This window comes from Donghicola tyrosinivorans, from assembly GCF_003003355.1.
GTDB lineage: Bacteria > Pseudomonadota > Alphaproteobacteria > Rhodobacterales > Rhodobacteraceae > Donghicola > Donghicola tyrosinivorans.
Genome location: NZ_PVTQ01000014.1, coordinates 22,748 through 39,336 on the forward strand (window position 1 = coordinate 22,748; position 16,589 = coordinate 39,336).

Annotated in this window: 15 protein-coding genes and 1 riboswitch; all 15 genes read right to left on the bottom strand. The window is 59.7% G+C overall.

The features are described from left to right. Positions 1–161: 161 nt before the first annotated feature. Entirely contained in the window at positions 162–1,424 is a 1,263-nt protein-coding gene (locus CLV74_RS17000; RefSeq protein ID WP_106267299.1) for a cytochrome-c peroxidase, read from the bottom strand. Positions 1,425–1,956: 532 nt separating this feature from the next. After that, a complete protein-coding gene (locus CLV74_RS17005; protein ID WP_106267152.1) occupies positions 1,957–2,469 on the bottom strand; it encodes a flavin reductase family protein in 513 nt (170 codons plus the stop codon). Continuing rightward, positions 2,469–3,362, bottom strand: a complete 894-nt coding sequence (locus tag CLV74_RS17010) for an aldo/keto reductase (protein WP_106267154.1) — start codon at positions 3,360–3,362, stop codon at positions 2,469–2,471. The genes CLV74_RS17005 and CLV74_RS17010 overlap by 1 nt, the downstream gene beginning before the upstream one ends. A gap of 411 nt (positions 3,363–3,773) precedes the next feature. Then, positions 3,774–4,967 (bottom strand): amidohydrolase family protein, encoded by a 1,194-nt coding sequence (locus tag CLV74_RS17015; RefSeq protein WP_106267156.1) that lies wholly within the window; start codon positions 4,965–4,967, stop codon positions 3,774–3,776. 80 nt (positions 4,968–5,047) lie between these two features. Then, positions 5,048–5,728, bottom strand: a complete 681-nt coding sequence (locus CLV74_RS17020; RefSeq protein ID WP_106267158.1) for a DUF1045 domain-containing protein — start codon at positions 5,726–5,728, stop codon at positions 5,048–5,050. Between the two features lie 50 nt (positions 5,729–5,778). Then, the gene (locus CLV74_RS17025) at positions 5,779–7,173 is read right to left on the bottom strand and encodes a 3'-5' exonuclease (RefSeq protein WP_342753498.1); all 1,395 of its coding nucleotides are present in this window, start codon (positions 7,171–7,173) and stop codon (positions 5,779–5,781) included. A 29-nt stretch (positions 7,174–7,202) separates the two neighbouring features. After that, the gene (locus CLV74_RS17030) at positions 7,203–7,733 is read right to left on the bottom strand and encodes a hypothetical protein (RefSeq protein WP_106267160.1); all 531 of its coding nucleotides are present in this window, start codon (positions 7,731–7,733) and stop codon (positions 7,203–7,205) included. Positions 7,734–7,757: 24 nt separating this feature from the next. After that, entirely contained in the window at positions 7,758–9,581 is a 1,824-nt protein-coding gene (locus tag CLV74_RS17035; protein WP_106267162.1) for a DUF294 nucleotidyltransferase-like domain-containing protein, read from the bottom strand. 103 nt (positions 9,582–9,684) lie between these two features. Next, positions 9,685–11,412: a sodium:solute symporter family protein gene (locus CLV74_RS17040; protein ID WP_106267164.1), complete on the bottom strand. Its 1,728-nt coding sequence runs from the start codon at positions 11,410–11,412 to the stop codon at positions 9,685–9,687. 19 nt (positions 11,413–11,431) lie between these two features. After that, the gene (locus CLV74_RS17045) at positions 11,432–11,692 is read right to left on the bottom strand and encodes a DUF4212 domain-containing protein (protein WP_106267166.1); all 261 of its coding nucleotides are present in this window, start codon (positions 11,690–11,692) and stop codon (positions 11,432–11,434) included. A gap of 87 nt (positions 11,693–11,779) precedes the next feature. After that, positions 11,780–12,466 carry an adenylate kinase gene (locus tag CLV74_RS17050; RefSeq protein ID WP_106267168.1) on the bottom strand — a complete coding sequence of 229 codons (687 nt, stop codon included), beginning with the start codon at positions 12,464–12,466 and terminating at the stop codon, positions 11,780–11,782. 5 nt (positions 12,467–12,471) lie between these two features. After that, complete coding sequence (acs, locus tag CLV74_RS17055) at positions 12,472–14,442, bottom strand: acetate--CoA ligase (RefSeq protein WP_106267171.1); 1,971 nt, start codon at positions 14,440–14,442, stop codon at positions 12,472–12,474. Between the two features lie 375 nt (positions 14,443–14,817). Continuing rightward, entirely contained in the window at positions 14,818–15,099 is a 282-nt protein-coding gene (locus tag CLV74_RS17060; protein ID WP_106267173.1) for a hypothetical protein, read from the bottom strand. A gap of 83 nt (positions 15,100–15,182) precedes the next feature. Next, positions 15,183–15,379: riboswitch (cobalamin riboswitch) on the bottom strand. A 14-nt stretch (positions 15,380–15,393) separates the two neighbouring features. Next, positions 15,394–16,074 carry a hypothetical protein gene (locus CLV74_RS17065; protein WP_106267175.1) on the bottom strand — a complete coding sequence of 227 codons (681 nt, stop codon included), beginning with the start codon at positions 16,072–16,074 and terminating at the stop codon, positions 15,394–15,396. Next, a complete protein-coding gene (locus CLV74_RS17070; RefSeq protein ID WP_106267177.1) occupies positions 16,058–16,438 on the bottom strand; it encodes a glycine zipper family protein in 381 nt (126 codons plus the stop codon). The genes CLV74_RS17065 and CLV74_RS17070 overlap by 17 nt, the downstream gene beginning before the upstream one ends. Positions 16,439–16,589: the final 151 nt, after the last annotated feature.

Below are 16,589 nucleotides of genomic sequence, written 5' to 3' on the forward strand. Positions count from 1 at the left end.
AATAATAAAGGGTCACGTGGACCTGTGACCGCATATAATATGGTCAAAAATAAAACTGATTAAAAAATAGGCACGATGAACTGCTGCGTGATTATTTTAAGTGCAGTTGTTAAATTTGAATACAGCGCAATCTATGGGCGGATTGCGCTGTATTTGCCTTTTTATTGATCGACCGGAAGGCCGCTTGGGACGCGCTTGGGTACGCCCATGGGGCGGGTGCGGCTGTCTGTCAGGCTTTCCAGAAAGGCCACAATCGCTTCGATTTCATTGTCTTCCAAGGGACGATCAAGGATGTCTACATGGCGGCGCTGGCGGGCGGTTTCGATCTTGTCCTGCAAGGTGACAAAGTCGGCCTTGGCCAGCCAAGGAACCTCGGGCAGGCCAGCTTGTTCAGTGGTCCAAGAGGCAAGAGATTTGTCCGGATCGCAGTGATGGCGGATCATCGCCTCAAGGGTCGGGAAGGCACCGTTATGGCCGTAGGGCCCGGTCACAGCCACGTTGCGCAACGGGGGGGTGCGAAAGCGGTAGGCGTCCTCGATCCGGCGGGTCTGCTCCATCCGGCCGTTGTCCCGAGCCACACGATCATTGGGTAGCGGGCGGCCCGGACCGATGGGCGGGATGGCCAGCGCGTGAAACTCGTCATCGGTGAAAAGCTGGCCCGTGTGGCAGTCATTGCAGCGGGCTTTGCCGTAAAATAGCTGCATGCCTTTCTGGGCCTCGGTGCTCATGGCGGCTGCATCACCGGCCAGATAGCGGTCAAAGTCACTGGTTCCGCTGCGCCATTCCGCGTTCATAAAGGCGCTAAGGGCCTCGGCAACATGCACAATGGTGATGTCTTCGGGGGCATCCACATCGCTGAAGGCGGCGCTGAACATCTGCGCGTAGGTCTCATTCTGGGCGACGCGGGCGGTCAAGATGGGCCAGCCTTTATCGATGCGGTCATGGACGGCGGCGGCGACCTCGTTCTCATCGGGGGTGCCGGCCATTTCCGCGTCCGAAGTCATCGGGAACAAGGCCTGCGCGGCAAGAACGCTGCTCAGGCCTTGGGGGAGGTGTTTCTTAGCTGGCGATTTGTATCCGTTTCCGTAAACGGGATTGTTAGAGATGCGTCCGTCGTGGAACAGCACGCGCACAGATTTATGGCCCAGATTCCACAGGCCGGGGGCGTTGCGGGGGACGCGCTGTTTAATCCGATCATCGCCTGTTCCTGCGGTGCGATCCGGGCCAACGCCTTTGCCGCCTTCGCCAATGCCAAGGCTAAGCCCGTCGGCGCTGCCAAATCGGTGATGGTGGCAGGTGCCACAGCTGATGTTGCGGTTGCCCGACAGGATTTTGTCGTAGAACAGCAGCTGTCCCAGTTCGGCCTGCGCGGGATCTGCCGCATGGTATTGCGAGGGCTTCAGCGGGTCTGGCAATGCGCGCATCCCTGCCTCGGCGGCGCAGGGGAATGCGGCCGCCAGAACAGCAAGGGGAAGAAGGTTTTTCAAGTTAAAACGGAGGCTTGTCGGCCCGAGTTTGTGCGGCTTGAGGGCAATCGGTCGGGTCTTGGCCTGCAGGGAAATTGGGTTTTGTAAAGTCATCAGTAAGCCTAAAAGCAAACGGTGCCGGACAGGCCTGTGCGGCGCTGCGGGCAAGGGGAACGCGTCGGCTGTTTACCTGAACGCAGTGTGGCTTTGATGTGGCTGGACCGGCGCGCGGGGATGCAGCAAAATGACTGCGCGGCGCGGGTCGTGACTGCCTGTCATCGGGGCCGGAAATGGAAATCTAAAATTGTGACGCTAAGTGAAATCAGCCATGTTCACAATTTAGAGAGGTTTTTGTCAGGATGACAGTACCCTTTTAGGTGAAATCGCGGCTGCGGTCCCAGTATGGTAACAGTTTGCACGGCCCTGCGGACCGTGCAGCCTTCGGCGAAGGTATTTTAACCAAGATGAAATCAGCGGAGCTGCTTATGCCTTACGCGGTGGGTTTGAAATGCCCGTATTGGCCTTGGACAAAGAGCAGCGGGCGGCCTTTGCGGGCGTGGGCCCGTTGGACGTGGCCTACGGCGATCGCGTGGTCGCCAGCGGTGTGCAGATCATGGGCGCGGCATTCGAAGCGGGCCAAGGTGCCATGGATCACCGGCGCACCCCATTCATTGTTATCCCACTGGCAATGGGCAAAGCTTTGACCGTTCTTGGCGAAGGCTATGCCGAGGTCATATTGGTCTTCGGCCAGAACATGGATGGTGTAGTGCTTGGCTTTAGCGAAGGTCTCAAAACGTGATGAACTGTGGGCAGGACACCAGAGCACCAGCGGCGGATCAAGGGAAACCGCCGAGAAGCTGTTGGCGGTGATCCCGAGGGGGCCTTGGGGGCCGGTGCAAGTCACGACAGTGATGCCTGTGCCAAAGCAGCCAAGCACATTGCGGAAAGCGCGCGAGGTGTCTGTGGTCGGTGTGAAACCTTCGAAGGTCTCGGTCTTGTGCATCAGGCGACCTCCTGCCCGCGGGCAGCCTCATAGAGGGCGAACCAGGTTTGCCGGTCCATTTCGACCGAGGTGGCCTGTCCGAGGGTCTGGATACGGTCAATGGAATTGGTGCCCATGATCGGCAGGATTTGGGCCGGATGGGCCAAGAGCCAAGCGATGGCGATGGCAGAAGGGGTAACGTCGTGGTCCGCCGCCAGTTCGGCCATCAGATCGTAGAGTGCTTTGTTGTTGGTAGACAGCAGTGCGCCGCCGGCCAGCGGGGACCATGCCATCGCGGGGGCGCCCTTTTGTTGCAAGTCCGCCAGATCGCCGTTGGTGAAGGGCGCGTTGTGGAGCAGGCTAAGCTCGATCTGGTTTGTCGCAAGCGGGGTGGTCATGGCCGATTGCAGCAGCGCCCAATCCCACGGGCGGAAGTTCGAGACACCGACAGCGCGGACCTTGCCGCTGGCGATGATGGAATCCAGTGCCTCGCCGGTCTCGAAATGGTTCATCATCGGGTCAGGGCGGTGGATCAGCAGCATGTCGATGTATTCGACGTTGAGGCTGCTAAGCGAGGCATCGACGCTGGCGTGAATATGGGCGGCGGATGTGTCGTAATGTTTGACGCGGGCATCTGCGTATTTGCCGGTCGGGGCGATGATCCCGCATTTGGTGACGATTTGCAGCTGGTCGCGCAGGTGCGGCGCAGCGGCGAGTGTGGCGCCCAGAAGGGCCTCGGCGGTGTAGCCACCGTAAATATCCGCCTGATCCATGGTCGTGATGCCTTGTTCAAGGCACGCTTCAATCTTGGCTTGGATGTGGGCGGGACTGGTGTCTTGATCTTCGGCCAGACGCCACATGCCATAAACGATGCGACTAAAGTCCAGTCCGTCGGCCATCTGGATGCGTTCCATGGTCTAAGATCTCCTGCCGTCTTGGCCCGTGGTCGGGGCGCTGGTTGCTATCAAAGGGCCCGAAATCGCAAAGGCGGCCCATCTGGATGTTATCGATATGGCCATCCCACGGGAAGATAAAGAGAAACGTCGTGCCGGTTCGTGTGTTGGTCCGAGAGATAATGCGCGGTTTCGGCTTGGCCAGAGGCATTCAGGGCCAATGAAACTTTTTAATGGGGCCTTGATGTTGGAACGCAAAAAGGGTGGCACGAGGCCACCCTTTTCGTAAAAGACATTGGTCATATAAAACTGATTGAACGTGTGCTTTTGATACGGCTTTTACGCCTTAGAGGCGAGTGGATTGTTGTGAAGTTTTTGTAACAAGGTGTTGGAAAGACGCGTTTTTGCGGAAAATATGGGCATCTTGCCCCGTTATTGGGCAGCATATGGAATGGCAGCGCTATGATTGGTCAAATTGGCCGAGATAAAGCGGTAGGCCGCATCGCCCGCGACAAAGGAAAGACAGCCGTCGGATATTGTCGCCTCGATCCGGCGGCTTTCCTTGTTGATGAAGACCAGATCGGCGCGGCGACCGGGGGCGATGTTGCCGCGATCAGGCATACGCATGATTTCGGCGGGTTTGGCCGAGATCAGCGCCCATGCTTTTGCGAAGTTCATGTCCGACCAATCGACCAGATGCCAGAACGCATGGATCAGGGCGTGGCTGTAGCCGCCTGACACAAGGGCATCGCACAGGTCGTGGGACAGAAGTTGTGCAGTTGACATGGCGCGCGCATCGGAGGGGCGCAACAGCAGGTCGCTGGCGCTGGCGACCACGGGATCGCTCATGGCGCGGGCGGCACCGGCGGCGCGGCGCGAGGCAGGGCTCTCGCATATCTTCGCACCGATCATGGCGTAGTGTTCGCGCACTTCTCCGCTGGCATCCAGATAGCTTCCGTAAAGGACACCATGCCGGTCAAAATCTTCGGCCAGTTGGCACAAGGTGCGCGGCACGTCGCGAGCGCGTTCAAAGGTTTGACGGATCACCGCGCGATGTTCGTCGGGTGTGCGACCAACGGCCCGCGCCTCGGCGTTCAGCAGTTGCGGAGTTGCGCGTAGACGCTCAATCGCGTCTTCGATCCGGTTGCTGAAGACCACATAATTCGCTTTCGGATGGCGGGTCAGGGCCATCAGACGCGGGGCCTCATCAATCAAATGGGTCTCGGCCCGCAGTTGCATCCGCAAATCCAAGAGGCGGCCACTGTCCATGCGGTCTAGGCGTGCCAGCAGGGATTCTGCGAACTCGGGGCTGCGCGCGCCGCCTTCCCAAGACCAATGCTGGGTGAGCCATGCGGTCGTCGCGCCCGTGGCGGCGATCTCTTGTTCGGCGGCCCGTAAAGCCTGTCCGACTGTCGCGCCCTTCGGCTGCGCTGTCAGGTGGTTTTGCAGGGCATGGCTTTGCATATCCACAATGCCGGGTAGGATGTAATAGCCGGAAAAATCGATCTCGGCCAGCGGCCCGCGCGTGATCAGCCCGTTCGCAATGGCGACCGAGCGGTCTTGCAATTCTCCGTCACGAAGGACTTCGGCGCCTGTGAAGCGTAAGGGGGGAAGACGATAGGGCATGGGACTGCTGCGACTTTGATTTGACGCCCGTTCTAGTCAGCCCTTGTATCGTTGGTATGACATCCTGAAATTTTTGCAATTTAGGGTGTCAGGTCGTACCGGTGCAGCAGGTGAAAGCATCCGTTGTCAGCCTCACCGAACAGGCAAAGCGACCGGATCACGAAGGGGCGCGGCAGAATTCCGGTCAGATGCCTTTCCAGTTCCGCTTCGGTCTGCGCGGCCAGATCGGGGTCCAGCCGGCCCGAGAGGGTCAGGTGGAAGCGGAACTCATCCAACACGTAGGGATAGCCGAACTGGTCCAGCATCTGGCGTTGGTTTTCGGTCAGCCGGTCTGGGCGACGCTTGGCAATCTCGGCCTCGGTCAGGGGCGCGCGAAACGGGTCTAAGGCTTTGACAATATTGCCAGCCATGGCGCTAAGGGCGCTGGCGTCCCCGTCGGGAACCAAAGCCAGAAAGCCGCCGATACGGGCAAGGCGCAGTCCGTCCAGCCGGATCGGTTTGATCCCAGCGACCAATGCGCGGGTGGTGGCGTGAAGGGCACCGATATCGATGCCCTGCGCCAGACGGAATGGAGGTTTGATGGTTCCGTGCAGGCCGTATTTACGCGGCGTGCGAGTGATCTGGTCTAAGGGCAAGTCAGAGGGCAGATGGGGCAGGTCGTTGCCAGCCTCAGGGTTCCAACCCAGCCAACGGGCGCCGAACTCGGCCAGAGGGCCGGGCTCGGGGGCGTAATAGATGGCGTAGCGTTTGAAACCCTGCATGCGCGTCCTGTTCATCCGTTGATTCAGAGCCCTCGCCCTGTCATCGCAGGTTAAGCGGGAACATTCAGGTCCTGCAACAGTCTGCCGTGCTTTCGGGTCTCTGCCACCAAATCGCCGAAGGTGCGGATGCCTTTGGCTTCGCACATGGGGATCATGGCACATAGCACCTCTGCCGTTGCGACAGCATCACCCATAGCGGTGTGGCGCAGCTCGGCGGGAATGGTGATGGCCAGACGATCGCATATCGCATCTAGCGTGTGTTTGGCCGATGGGCCGAACAGGACCGCCGACAGCAGTACCGTATCAAGGATGGGGTTATCGAAGGTGACGCCCATTTTCTTGCTGTCCCGATGCAAGAACGCCATGTCGAAGGGCGCGTTGTGCGCCACGATCACCGAGCCTGCGCTGAACTGGTGGAACTTTTTCCCGACCGAGATAAAGTCCGGCGCGTTCTGCACCATCCGGTCGTTGATCCCGTGCACTTTGGTCGAGGCAGCAGGGATCGGGCGACCGGGGTTCACCAGCGTGTCGATGGCCTCATGGGGGATCATGCGGCCACGCAACACGCGCAGGGCGCCCAGTTGGACGACACTATCTTTGTGGGGCAAAAGACCGGTGGTTTCGGTGTCAAAGACCACATAGCTCAGATCGCGCAAAGTCGTTTCGAAACAGGCCTTTGCGGCGGGCTGCTCAAGCAACGTAAAGTCGTAAGTCAAGGGGCGGCTGGCGCTGGGGTCAATCAGGGCCTCAACATCCTCAAGCACGATCATATAGCCCGGTGCGTTGCCCAAGGGGCGCAGGCGGGCGTCAAACTGCTGTTGGCCACGGGCGTCGGGGATTTGGACCGCGACCTCTTTCCCGCTGCGGATCATCTTGTCATAGGCCGCTTTCAGGCTGTCCTGACTGAGGTAATCCGAGACATCAGCTCCCATGCGCGGTGGCGCGACCGAGGCCAGCGCCTCGGCGGCTTGGCCATCATACAGCACGATCTGGTGCTGGGGGTTCACAAGGATCATCGCCACCGGAATCTCGGTCAGAAGGGCAGTCAGACGGTCCCGCTCGGCGGACAGTTGGGCGGTGGCCTGCGCCACGGCCTCGGCTTGGTCCATGGTCGAGGACCCCAGCTTTTTGCTGATCGCATGGGCCGCAGGAGCCAGATCGCCAAGATATTTGGTGGCATCCGCGTCCAGTTCAACCCGCGCGCCTGCGTGGGCGTGGGTGCGCAAATGGGCGGCCAGATAGTCGATGGGCTTTGCCACATTCTCATCGAACAGCAGCCACAGGCCGGCGCTGATCCCAAGAATGCCGAAGGCGGCAAAAAGGGCGGCGGTGATAAATCCACCTGTCATGTCACCACTGTCTAGCGCCCGCGAATAGCTGTAGAACAACGCACCGCAGACGATCCCGATGGTTGCCGCTGCAAACCCGGCGAAAATCAGGAACATGCGCAATCTTAAACCAAGGTGGCTGAACATCACGAGACCCCCCATGCATTGCATGCGGTATTTACGATGTCCGCATCGCTGCCGGTGGTGTTCCAGACCGGCGCGGTGACATTGCCGTTCGCGTCCCGCTCGGTGTCGGGCAGGACGGCCATGCTTTGCTTGCCCGCGCAGTCGAACAGCACCTCAAGACGGCTGGTGCCGCGGGTGCGGTCGAACAACCAGACGTTGGCGCGGATCTGTTCTTGGATGGCGTTGTTGGTGCGGACGGTCTGCATATCCACGGCGATGAACCGCTCGGTCATCGGGAACAGGTAGGTCCACGGTCGATAGAATGACGTGCCTTGCACCGTGCTGGCCACGATTACATCATCGGCCAGATTGGCGCGGGTGCGGTCATACCAGCCGTATTCCATGGATATGGTCGCAGCCAGCATGGCTCCCCCGGCAAACGCCGGGATCAACCATTTGGGCGCGCGGCCCTTGCTCATGTGGCGCAGGGCAAAGGCCAGAAGCCCGCCCGCGACACCCGCCGTAATTGCGGCGATAAATTGCATCAACATCGCTTTCCTCCCCCAAAAGCTTTGTTAGCCTAATGCACCTTTGCCATGTCCGACGGCCGCCTGCATCCCCTTGACGACCACAAAGGCGTCCCGCAGGTGGCTACGCTCTAGGTCCGACAGAGCAGATGGTGCCATGAAGTTATCCGGAGCCTCTCCGATCTTCACCAGCGCGGCCTGATGTTGCAGGCGCGTTTCGGCGATCAGATCATAGGCGTCCAGCAGTTCCCGTGCCCCCGAAGGCGAGATCAGCCCTTGTCCCGCTGCAGCTTCGATCCGTGCGCGGGTGTTTACTTGGGTCAGCTGCCCTTGCAGGGCATAGATGCGTCCCAGATCGACGATTGGAACCACACCGTTGTGCTTCAGATCCAGCCGGTTCTTATGCTCGCCCGAGCGGATGGTGGCAAAGCCGCGGATCAGACCCAGTGGCGGGTGATGCTTCAGCGCATTGCTGATCATATGCGCCACGAAGATCGAGTTTCCGGCCGCAGCCTTCAGCGTATCCTGCTGCAACTGGTCAAACAGCGCCGTGGTGCCGCCGATGGGCCGCAGATCGAACATGACGCTGGCCAGCATCTGCGCCTCGGTACTGGGTTTCTCGATCCAGTTGCGGAAGTAGCTGCGCCAGACATGCATCGGCTGGCACCAACGGTCGGCGGTCGCCATCATGTCACCGGGGCAGTAGACGTAGCCGCAGGTGTTCAGGCCATCGCTGACGAACTGCGCCAGTTGCTGGAAATAGGGCATCTGTTCGGGCGTGACCGCGTCGTCGATGATCAAGCAGTTGTCTTGATCCGAAACGCCGGTCTGTTCTTGCCGTCCTTGGCTACCACACGCGGCCCAAAGGTAGGGCACTGGCGCGGGGCCAAAGGTTTCCTCGGCCAAGGCCAGCAGGCGGCGGGTGACAGTATCGGCCACGTCGGTGATCAGGCGGGTCACCACTTCATGCCGGTTGCCAGCGCCGACCAGTTGCACCAGCAGCTTGGGAATGCGGGCGGTAACCGTTGCCATTTCCTCGGCGGTTTTCGAGGCAGCAACCTCGGCCACCAGTTCAGCCGAGCTGACGGCCTGAAAACGGGTCAGATCGGTTTGGGTGACCACGCCCACCAAGGTCTGGCCGACAGCAATCGGGATATGACCGATGCGCCGCTCCATCATGGCGTGCAGCACGTCCGAGCCGATGGCGGTGGGCTCTAGGGTGATCGGGTTCCTGGTCATGATCGCCGACACAGAGGTCGAAACTGGCAGCCCTTCGGCCAAAGCCTTTTCGGTCAAGTCGCGCTGGGTGATCAGGCCGACCAGTGCGTCATTTTCCAGCACGCAGAGGCAAGAGATGTGGTGGTCACGCATTTCACGCGCAGCGTTCTGGATCGTGGTGCCGGGGGCGCAGAATTTCGGATCCCGGGCCATAAAGGTCTCGACCCGGCTGGTGGCCAGATCGCTGCCACGGGCCGAGGGCGCACGTGACCGGTCGAAAAAGCGTCGCGCGACTTTGTGGTCGTGGACCATCTCGGCGAACTGCTCTTTGGGGACCATCAGCAGGATGGTGTCTTCAGAGGCTGTGGCAGTCGTGACCGCCAGACCGTCACGCAGAAGACCGCGCTCGGCGAAAGAGTTGCGGGGGCCAAGGATCGAAACAGGGATGCCGTTTGCATCAAGCACTTCGACCGCGCCGGAATAAACGATGTAGATGCCCTCAAGCGGTGCGCCGTGGGCGTAGACGGTCTGACCTGCCGGAACCTCGCGGACCTGAATGGCCTCGGCGATGGCGGTCCGCTCGGGGGTAGGGATCCCGTCATAGGGATGCAGCCCTGTCAGAAAGCCGGAAATGTCGGTCAGCGAAAGTGTCATGGGTCAAACCCTTTAAGTAAAATGTCCCGCCCAGATGAAACCGGACGGGACCAATGTTCAAGCCGGGTTTGTGAGGGGCGACAATGCGCCCCGCACGGGTCCCTTAGTGATCGATTGCTGCGTTCGAACCGCGGGGGATGCGGACGCTTTCGACCAGATCCTTGATCTCCTGCGGAGTGTCTTCGGTGGCGTTCGATACGAAGTAGGCCACGATGAAGTTCACCAGAGCACCGATCGAACCGAACGAGGTCGATTTGATCGACAGCAGCAGGGGATCGCTGTCGCTGAAGCTTGCGGTATCAGCGATGAAGAACCAGCCCTTGTGCAGGAAGATGTAGACGATGGTCACGACCAGACCTGACAGCATACCAGCAACCGCGCCCTTGTCGTTGATGCGCTTCGAGAAGATGCCCATCATCAGTGCGGGGAAGATCGATGCTGCGGCCAGACCGAAGGCCAGAGCCACGGTTTGTGCTGCGAAGCCCGGAGGGTTCAGACCCAGGTAGGTGGCAACTGCGATGGCAACAGCCATTGCAACACGCGCCGACAGCAGTTCGCCTTTTTCCGAGATCTCGGGGTTGATCTGCGACTTGATCAGGTCGTGCGATACCGCCGACGAGATTGCCATCAGAAGACCCGCAGCGGTCGACAGAGCAGCCGCCAGACCACCGGCAGCAACCAGCGCGATCACCCAGCCGGGAAGCTGTGCAATTTCGGGGTTCGCCAGCGTGATGATGTCACGGTTTACGTCGAACTCGTTGGTGTCTTTGCTGGAGGTGTAGTCGATCAGGCCGTCGCCGTCTTTGTCGGTGAAGGTCAGCAGACCGGTCTGTTCCCACTTCTGGACCCACTCGGGGCGCTGGTCATAGGCCAGGGGCGCTTCGGTGGTGCCATTGGGGTACACGGTGTTGATCAGGTTCAGACGGGCCATTGCGCCAACCGCAGGAGCGGTCAGGTACAGCAGCGCGATGAACACCAGTGCCCAACCAGCCGACGAACGTGCGTCGCGAACGGTGGGAACGGTGAAGAAGCGAACGATCACGTGGGGCAGACCTGCGGTACCGATCATCAGCGATACGGTGAACAGGAACAGGTTCAGCGTGGTGTCGTTCTGCTGGGTGTAGCTGCTGAAGCCCAGATCAGCCAGCAGGCCGTTCAGGGTGGTCAGCAGAGGCTCGCCCGACGAGGTTGCGTCCGCGAACAGGCCCAGAGCAGGGATCGGGTTGCCGGTCAGCTGCAGCGAGATGAAGATCGCGGGGATGGTGTATGCGATGATCAGAACGACATACTGGGCAACCTGCGTGTAGGTGATGCCTTTCATGCCGCCAAGAACAGCGTAGCAGAAAACGATGGCTGCGCCGATGTACAGACCGGTTGCGTTGTCAACTTCCAGGAAGCGCGAGAACGCAACGCCCACACCGGTCATCTGGCCGATCACATAGGTGATCGATGCGATGATCAAGCAGGCAACCGCAACGGTACGTGCGGTCTGGCTGTAGAAACGGTCGCCGATGAACTCAGGCACGGTGAACTTGCCGAACTTGCGCAGGTAGGGCGCAAGCAGCATTGCCAGCAGAACATAGCCTCCGGTCCAGCCCATCAGGTAGGCCGAGGTGTCGTAGCCACCGAACGCGATGATACCAGCCATCGAGATGAACGATGCTGCCGACATCCAGTCAGCGCCGGTTGCCATGCCGTTTACAACGGGGTGAACGCCACGGCCAGCTGCGTAGAATTCCGAGGTCGAGCCAGCGCGGGCCCAGATAGCAATACCGATGTAGAGAGCGAACGTCGCGCCCACCACGATCAGGTTAAGGGTAAATTGATCCATGAATTCCGATCCTTACGGCTTATTCTTCATCAACGCCGTATTCGGCATCGAGCTTGTTCATGCGCCAGGCATAGAAGAAAATGAGAATAAGGAAGACGATGATGCTTCCCTGTTGCGCGAACCAGAAACCCAGGTCCGTACCGCCGACACCGATGCCCGAAAGCAGCGGACGCAGCAGGATCGCCATGCCGAACGATGCGACGAACCAGACGATCAGGCACCCCTTAATGATACTAATGTTTTTCGACCAGTAGGCCGAGCTGTCCTGTTGGCTTGCCATAGGCAATCCTCCCCTTGTTCCAAAAAGCTTTGGTCTTCGTAGGTGCCGGGGCGATTCCTCCGTCGCCCCAGCCGAAGTGGCTTCCCCTTAGCCGATTGCCGTCTCGACCAGAGCAGTCATCTTCGCGGTGATCGCGTCGATTTCGCCCATGGCGTCCACACGGCTAAGTTGCCCCTTTTCATCGTAAAAAGCGATCAGCGGGGCGGTCTGTGCGTGGTACGCCTCGAGGCGGGCTCCCACAGTTTCTGCGTTGTCGTCGGCACGACGGTTGAAGTCCGTGCCGCCGCAGTTGTCACATACACCTTCAGCAGCGGGCTGCTTGAAGCTGTCATGATATCCTTCGCCGCAACCGGCGCAGGTGTAACGGCCAGAAATACGCTCGACCATTGCGGCATCGTCGACTTCCATCGAGATGGCCGCATTGACCGACTGACCGTTTTCAGCCAGCAGCCCGTCAAGGGCTTCGGCCTGAACAGTGGTGCGCGGGAAGCCGTCAAGGATGGCGCCTTTGGCGACATCGTCTTCTTTCAGGCGATCGCGCAGAATGTTGATGACGATCTCGTCGCTGACCAGCTCGCCTGCGTCCATCACGGCCTTGGCCGCTTTGCCCGCATTGGTTCCAGCCGCAACAGCTGCACGCAGCATGTCACCGGTCGACAGTTGTACCAGGCCGAACTTCTCTTCGAGACGACGGGCCTGAGTGCCTTTGCCGGCCCCAGGGGGGCCAAGCAGGATCAGAACTGCGGGTGTGGTCATGGTTGTTGCTCCGTCCATTACCCTTAGCCCCGGTTCATCCGGTTTTCGATCAGCTCATCAACGCAGCCGGGTTCGGCCAGGGTCGAGGTGTCACCCAGTGCGCCAAAGTCGTTCTCGGCGATCTTGCGCAGGATGCGGCGCATGATCTTGCCCGAACGGGTCTTGGGCAGGTTGGGCGCCCACTGGATCAGGTCGGGCTTCGCGATCGGACCGATCTCGGTGCGGACCCATTTCTCCAGCTCTTTGCGCAGCTCCTCGGTGGGCTCGACGCCGTTCATCAGAGTGACATAGGCGTAGATGCCCTGACCCTTGATCTCGTGCGGGTAGCCAACCACTGCGGCCTCGGCGACTTTGGCGTGTGCCACCAGTGCGCTTTCGACTTCGGCGGTGCCCATGCGGTGACCCGATACGTTGATCACGTCATCCACGCGGCCGGTGATCCAGTAGTAGCCATCTTCATCGCGACGGCAGCCGTCACCGGTGAAGTAGTAGCCTTTGTACTGCTGGAAGTAGGTTTCCTGGAAACGCTCGTGGTCGCCCCAGACGGTACGCATCTGGCCGGGCCAGCTGTCACCGATGCACAGAACGCCTTCGGTCGCGCCGGTCAGTTCTTCGCCCGAGGTGGGGTCCAGAACAACGGGCTTCACACCAAAGAAGGGCGTGGTGGCCGAGCCGGGCTTCAGCGCGGTTGCGCCAGGCAGCGGGGTCAGCAGATGACCGCCGGTTTCGGTCTGCCACCAGGTGTCAACGATGGGCGCTTTGCCTTTGCCGACAACGTCGTTGTACCAGTTCCAAGCTTCGGGGTTGATGGGCTCGCCCACGGTACCCAGAACCTTGATCGACGACAGGTCGTACTTTTCGACGAACTCGGTGCCTTTGCCCATCAGAGCGCGGATTGCGGTGGGGGCAGTGTAGAACTGGTTTACCTTGTGCTTTTCGCACACGGCCCAGAAACGGCCAGCATCGGGGTAGGTGGGAACGCCTTCGAACATCACCGAGGTCGCGCCGTTCGCCAGCGGGCCGTAGACGATGTAGCTGTGGCCGGTGACCCAACCCACGTCAGCGGTACACCAGTAGATGTCACCTTCGTGGTAGTCGAACACCAGTTCCTGGGTCATCGCGGCATACACCAGATAACCACCCGAGCAGTGGACAACGCCCTTGGGCTTGCCGGTCGAACCCGAGGTGTAAAGGATGAACAGCGGATCTTCGGCGTTCACTTCCTCAACGGGGCACTCGGGGGCTGCGTGTTCCATCATTGCGTTGACGTCGATATCGCGACCGTCAACCCAAGTGGTCTGACCGCCGGTGTGCTTGACAACAAGGCAGCGCACCTTGTCCGAGCAGTGCAGCAGGGCCGCATCGGCGTTCGACTTCAGCGGGGTGATACGGCCACCGCGAGGAGCCTCGTCCGCGGTGATGATCACTTTGGCGCCGCAGTCGTTGACGCGGTTTGCCAGCGCATCGGGAGAGAAGCCGGCGAATACGATCGAGTGGATGGCACCGATGCGCGCACATGCCAGCATGGCATAGGCAGCTTCGGGGATCATCGGCAGATAGATGATGACACGGTCACCTTTGGTCACGCCCTGGCTGCGCAGAACGTTGGCCATGCGGCAGACTTTGTCGTGCAGCATGTTGTAGGTGATGTGCTGCGCTTCATCTTCCGGATTATCGGGTTCAAAGATGATCGCGGTCTGATCGCCACGGGTGGCGAGGTGACGGTCAATACAGTTGTAGGCGACGTTCAGGGTGCCGTCGTGGAACCATTTAATGCTGACTTCGCCAAAGTTGTAGTTCACGTCCTTGACTTGAGTGAACGGCTTGATCCAGTCGATGCGCTTGCCATGCTCGGCCCAGAAAGCTTCCGGATCGTTCATCGAGGCGGCGTACATCTCTTGGTACTTTGCACTATCAATATGTGCAGTTTTGGCGAAATCCGCAGGGACCGGATAAATCGGGGTCGCTGCTTCGGTTGGCGCTTGAGTAGACATAAGGCTCCTCCCTCTGTCGAAGTGTTTATCCCCCGGAACCCCGGGGGCGAATGGCTGCCACAGAATATGCTGCCATCTCTCCCTGTGCGAGAGAATAGCAGAGTTAGAAAACAAAGAAATAAGCCCCTATGCCAGAACAATAATTTTGTAAATTTGTTTATTGGCTAACGATTTTGTGGTAAATTTTTATGGGGAAAACTGTAAATTTATGAATAAAATCATTATGATGCATGTGAATAGACTTTTGCGTTAGCGGTGGCTCCATAGGACTAATGTTCAACCCCAATGCGACGCGTGGTCGCAACTTTTGAAAAGTTTGGGGCCGAATTTTGTGACTAAATGTCTCGGCCAGAGTCACCTTTGACCCTTTGTTGCTTAGTGCAAACGGGCCCTATGGCGGGATCTGGCGCGTCTGCGCGGGGTCATGGTGATAGGTGTTGCCGCTTGTTGCAAATACCCCTCAAACGCCCGCGACGCCGGAGTCGAGCCGATCTGACTCTCGATCCAAGCGATGGCCAGCCGCGCTTCTGAGCGCACATCTGAATCGTCAGGTAGGGACAGACTCCACCGTAAAAAGCCGGCCCGTGCCGCCGCATGGGCGGCCTCGCCAGCCAATTGGCTGACCCGCAGGTTCAGGAAAATTCTGTTCAGTTCCATATCGCGCCCTCCGCGCACTAAAGGGCAGGGGCATTGCGTATGAGATCGCTTGCGCTGGTCATACCCCGTTGGCACCCCGCCCGGGTTTCCGTCAAGCGCTGGCAGGTCTCCTGACTTGCGGGTCAACGTGGTCTCCGGCCCTTCCCGATCCCTAAGGATCAGTGGTTTTGCCGGGATACTCGCCGCTTACAGTTGCGGGGGCAGTCGCGGAATTTCACCGCGTTCCCTTTTCATGCCGCGGGCCTTTCGGCCCATGGCAACCAGTGCTGGGGTCAGAGTGCGCGGACGGGCGGTTCAGGTCAAGCACGGAACCGGTGTTCGGTTGCGCAAAAGCGTCACGCTACAGGCCGCGAACCACAAGATCGCGCCGAGGCCAAAGGTCATACCCGCAAAATCTTGTGTGAAGGGCACCAGTGTCATCAGCCCGCAGACCCCGACGCTGAGGCCAAATGCGCGGAACAAGACACCGCCAAATGGCAGGGTAATCGCCATGCCGGAAATCCAGACTGCGCCCATAATCTCGTTCCCGCCACCAATGGCGTTTTCCATCAGTTGGGTGGTGACCCACAGATCGGCGGCTCGTTCTATGGCATCATGAGAGATGGCCAACTGTGCCGATTGCAGGCCGACATTCGCGATGGCACCGGCAGCGATTACAAAGGCAGCCCAGATCAGCCCGTATGCGCCCAGAACGCTGGTTCCGAGCGTGCGCGGGGACAGGCCGCGAAGGCTGACGACCAAAGCCGCCAATGCAAGTCCATTGACCATGTAGATCACCAGATACCACAGGCGCAGAAGGCCTGCGTTTTGAGTGATCATTGCCAAGGTTTCTTTCGGATCGCTGCCCGATTGGGACAGGGGCGCATCCGCCAGAGGCCCAAGCAGCATCGCGATCCCAAAGATATATGTGGCGCCGCAAAGGGCCGCCGAAGCGGCGGCCACAGAGCGGGCGTGGGTTTTATCCGACGACCGCATGACCGCGTCCTTTCATGCAGTTCTGGATGATCTCTTCGCGTTTTTCGCCGTGTTCGTTCATCGCGGCAAAGCCTCCTGCCGCCGCGCCCACCAGTGCGCCGCCCACGACGTCACCAGCGTCGCTGTCCTCTTCGACAGACCCAAGCAGCGCACCTGCGCCAGCGCCCAGAGCGGTCATTGCGCGGCCCTCGTGTTGCAACTGCTTCTGGCTGGCGGCCAGATGTTGGCAGGCGCTCAGATCGCTTTGAAAGTTGATGTTTCGGGGGCCGTCGATGATCGGCTCATAATCGGCACCGGGGGTCGAGCAGGCCGAGATCAAGGGCGCAGCAACGGCGAAGCAGAGGGGAAGAAGTAGGTGTTTCATAACAGTCCTCATTGGGTCAAATCGATGAGGCGGTTCTGAATGTTTCTGCCGGCTTCGCCCATGACGTCAGGTATCAATGACTTGGCAGTAGGTTGCATTCTGGGCGAAATGGGATGTGAAAAGGCCGGGGGGCCACTTCTTTAGCTCATCG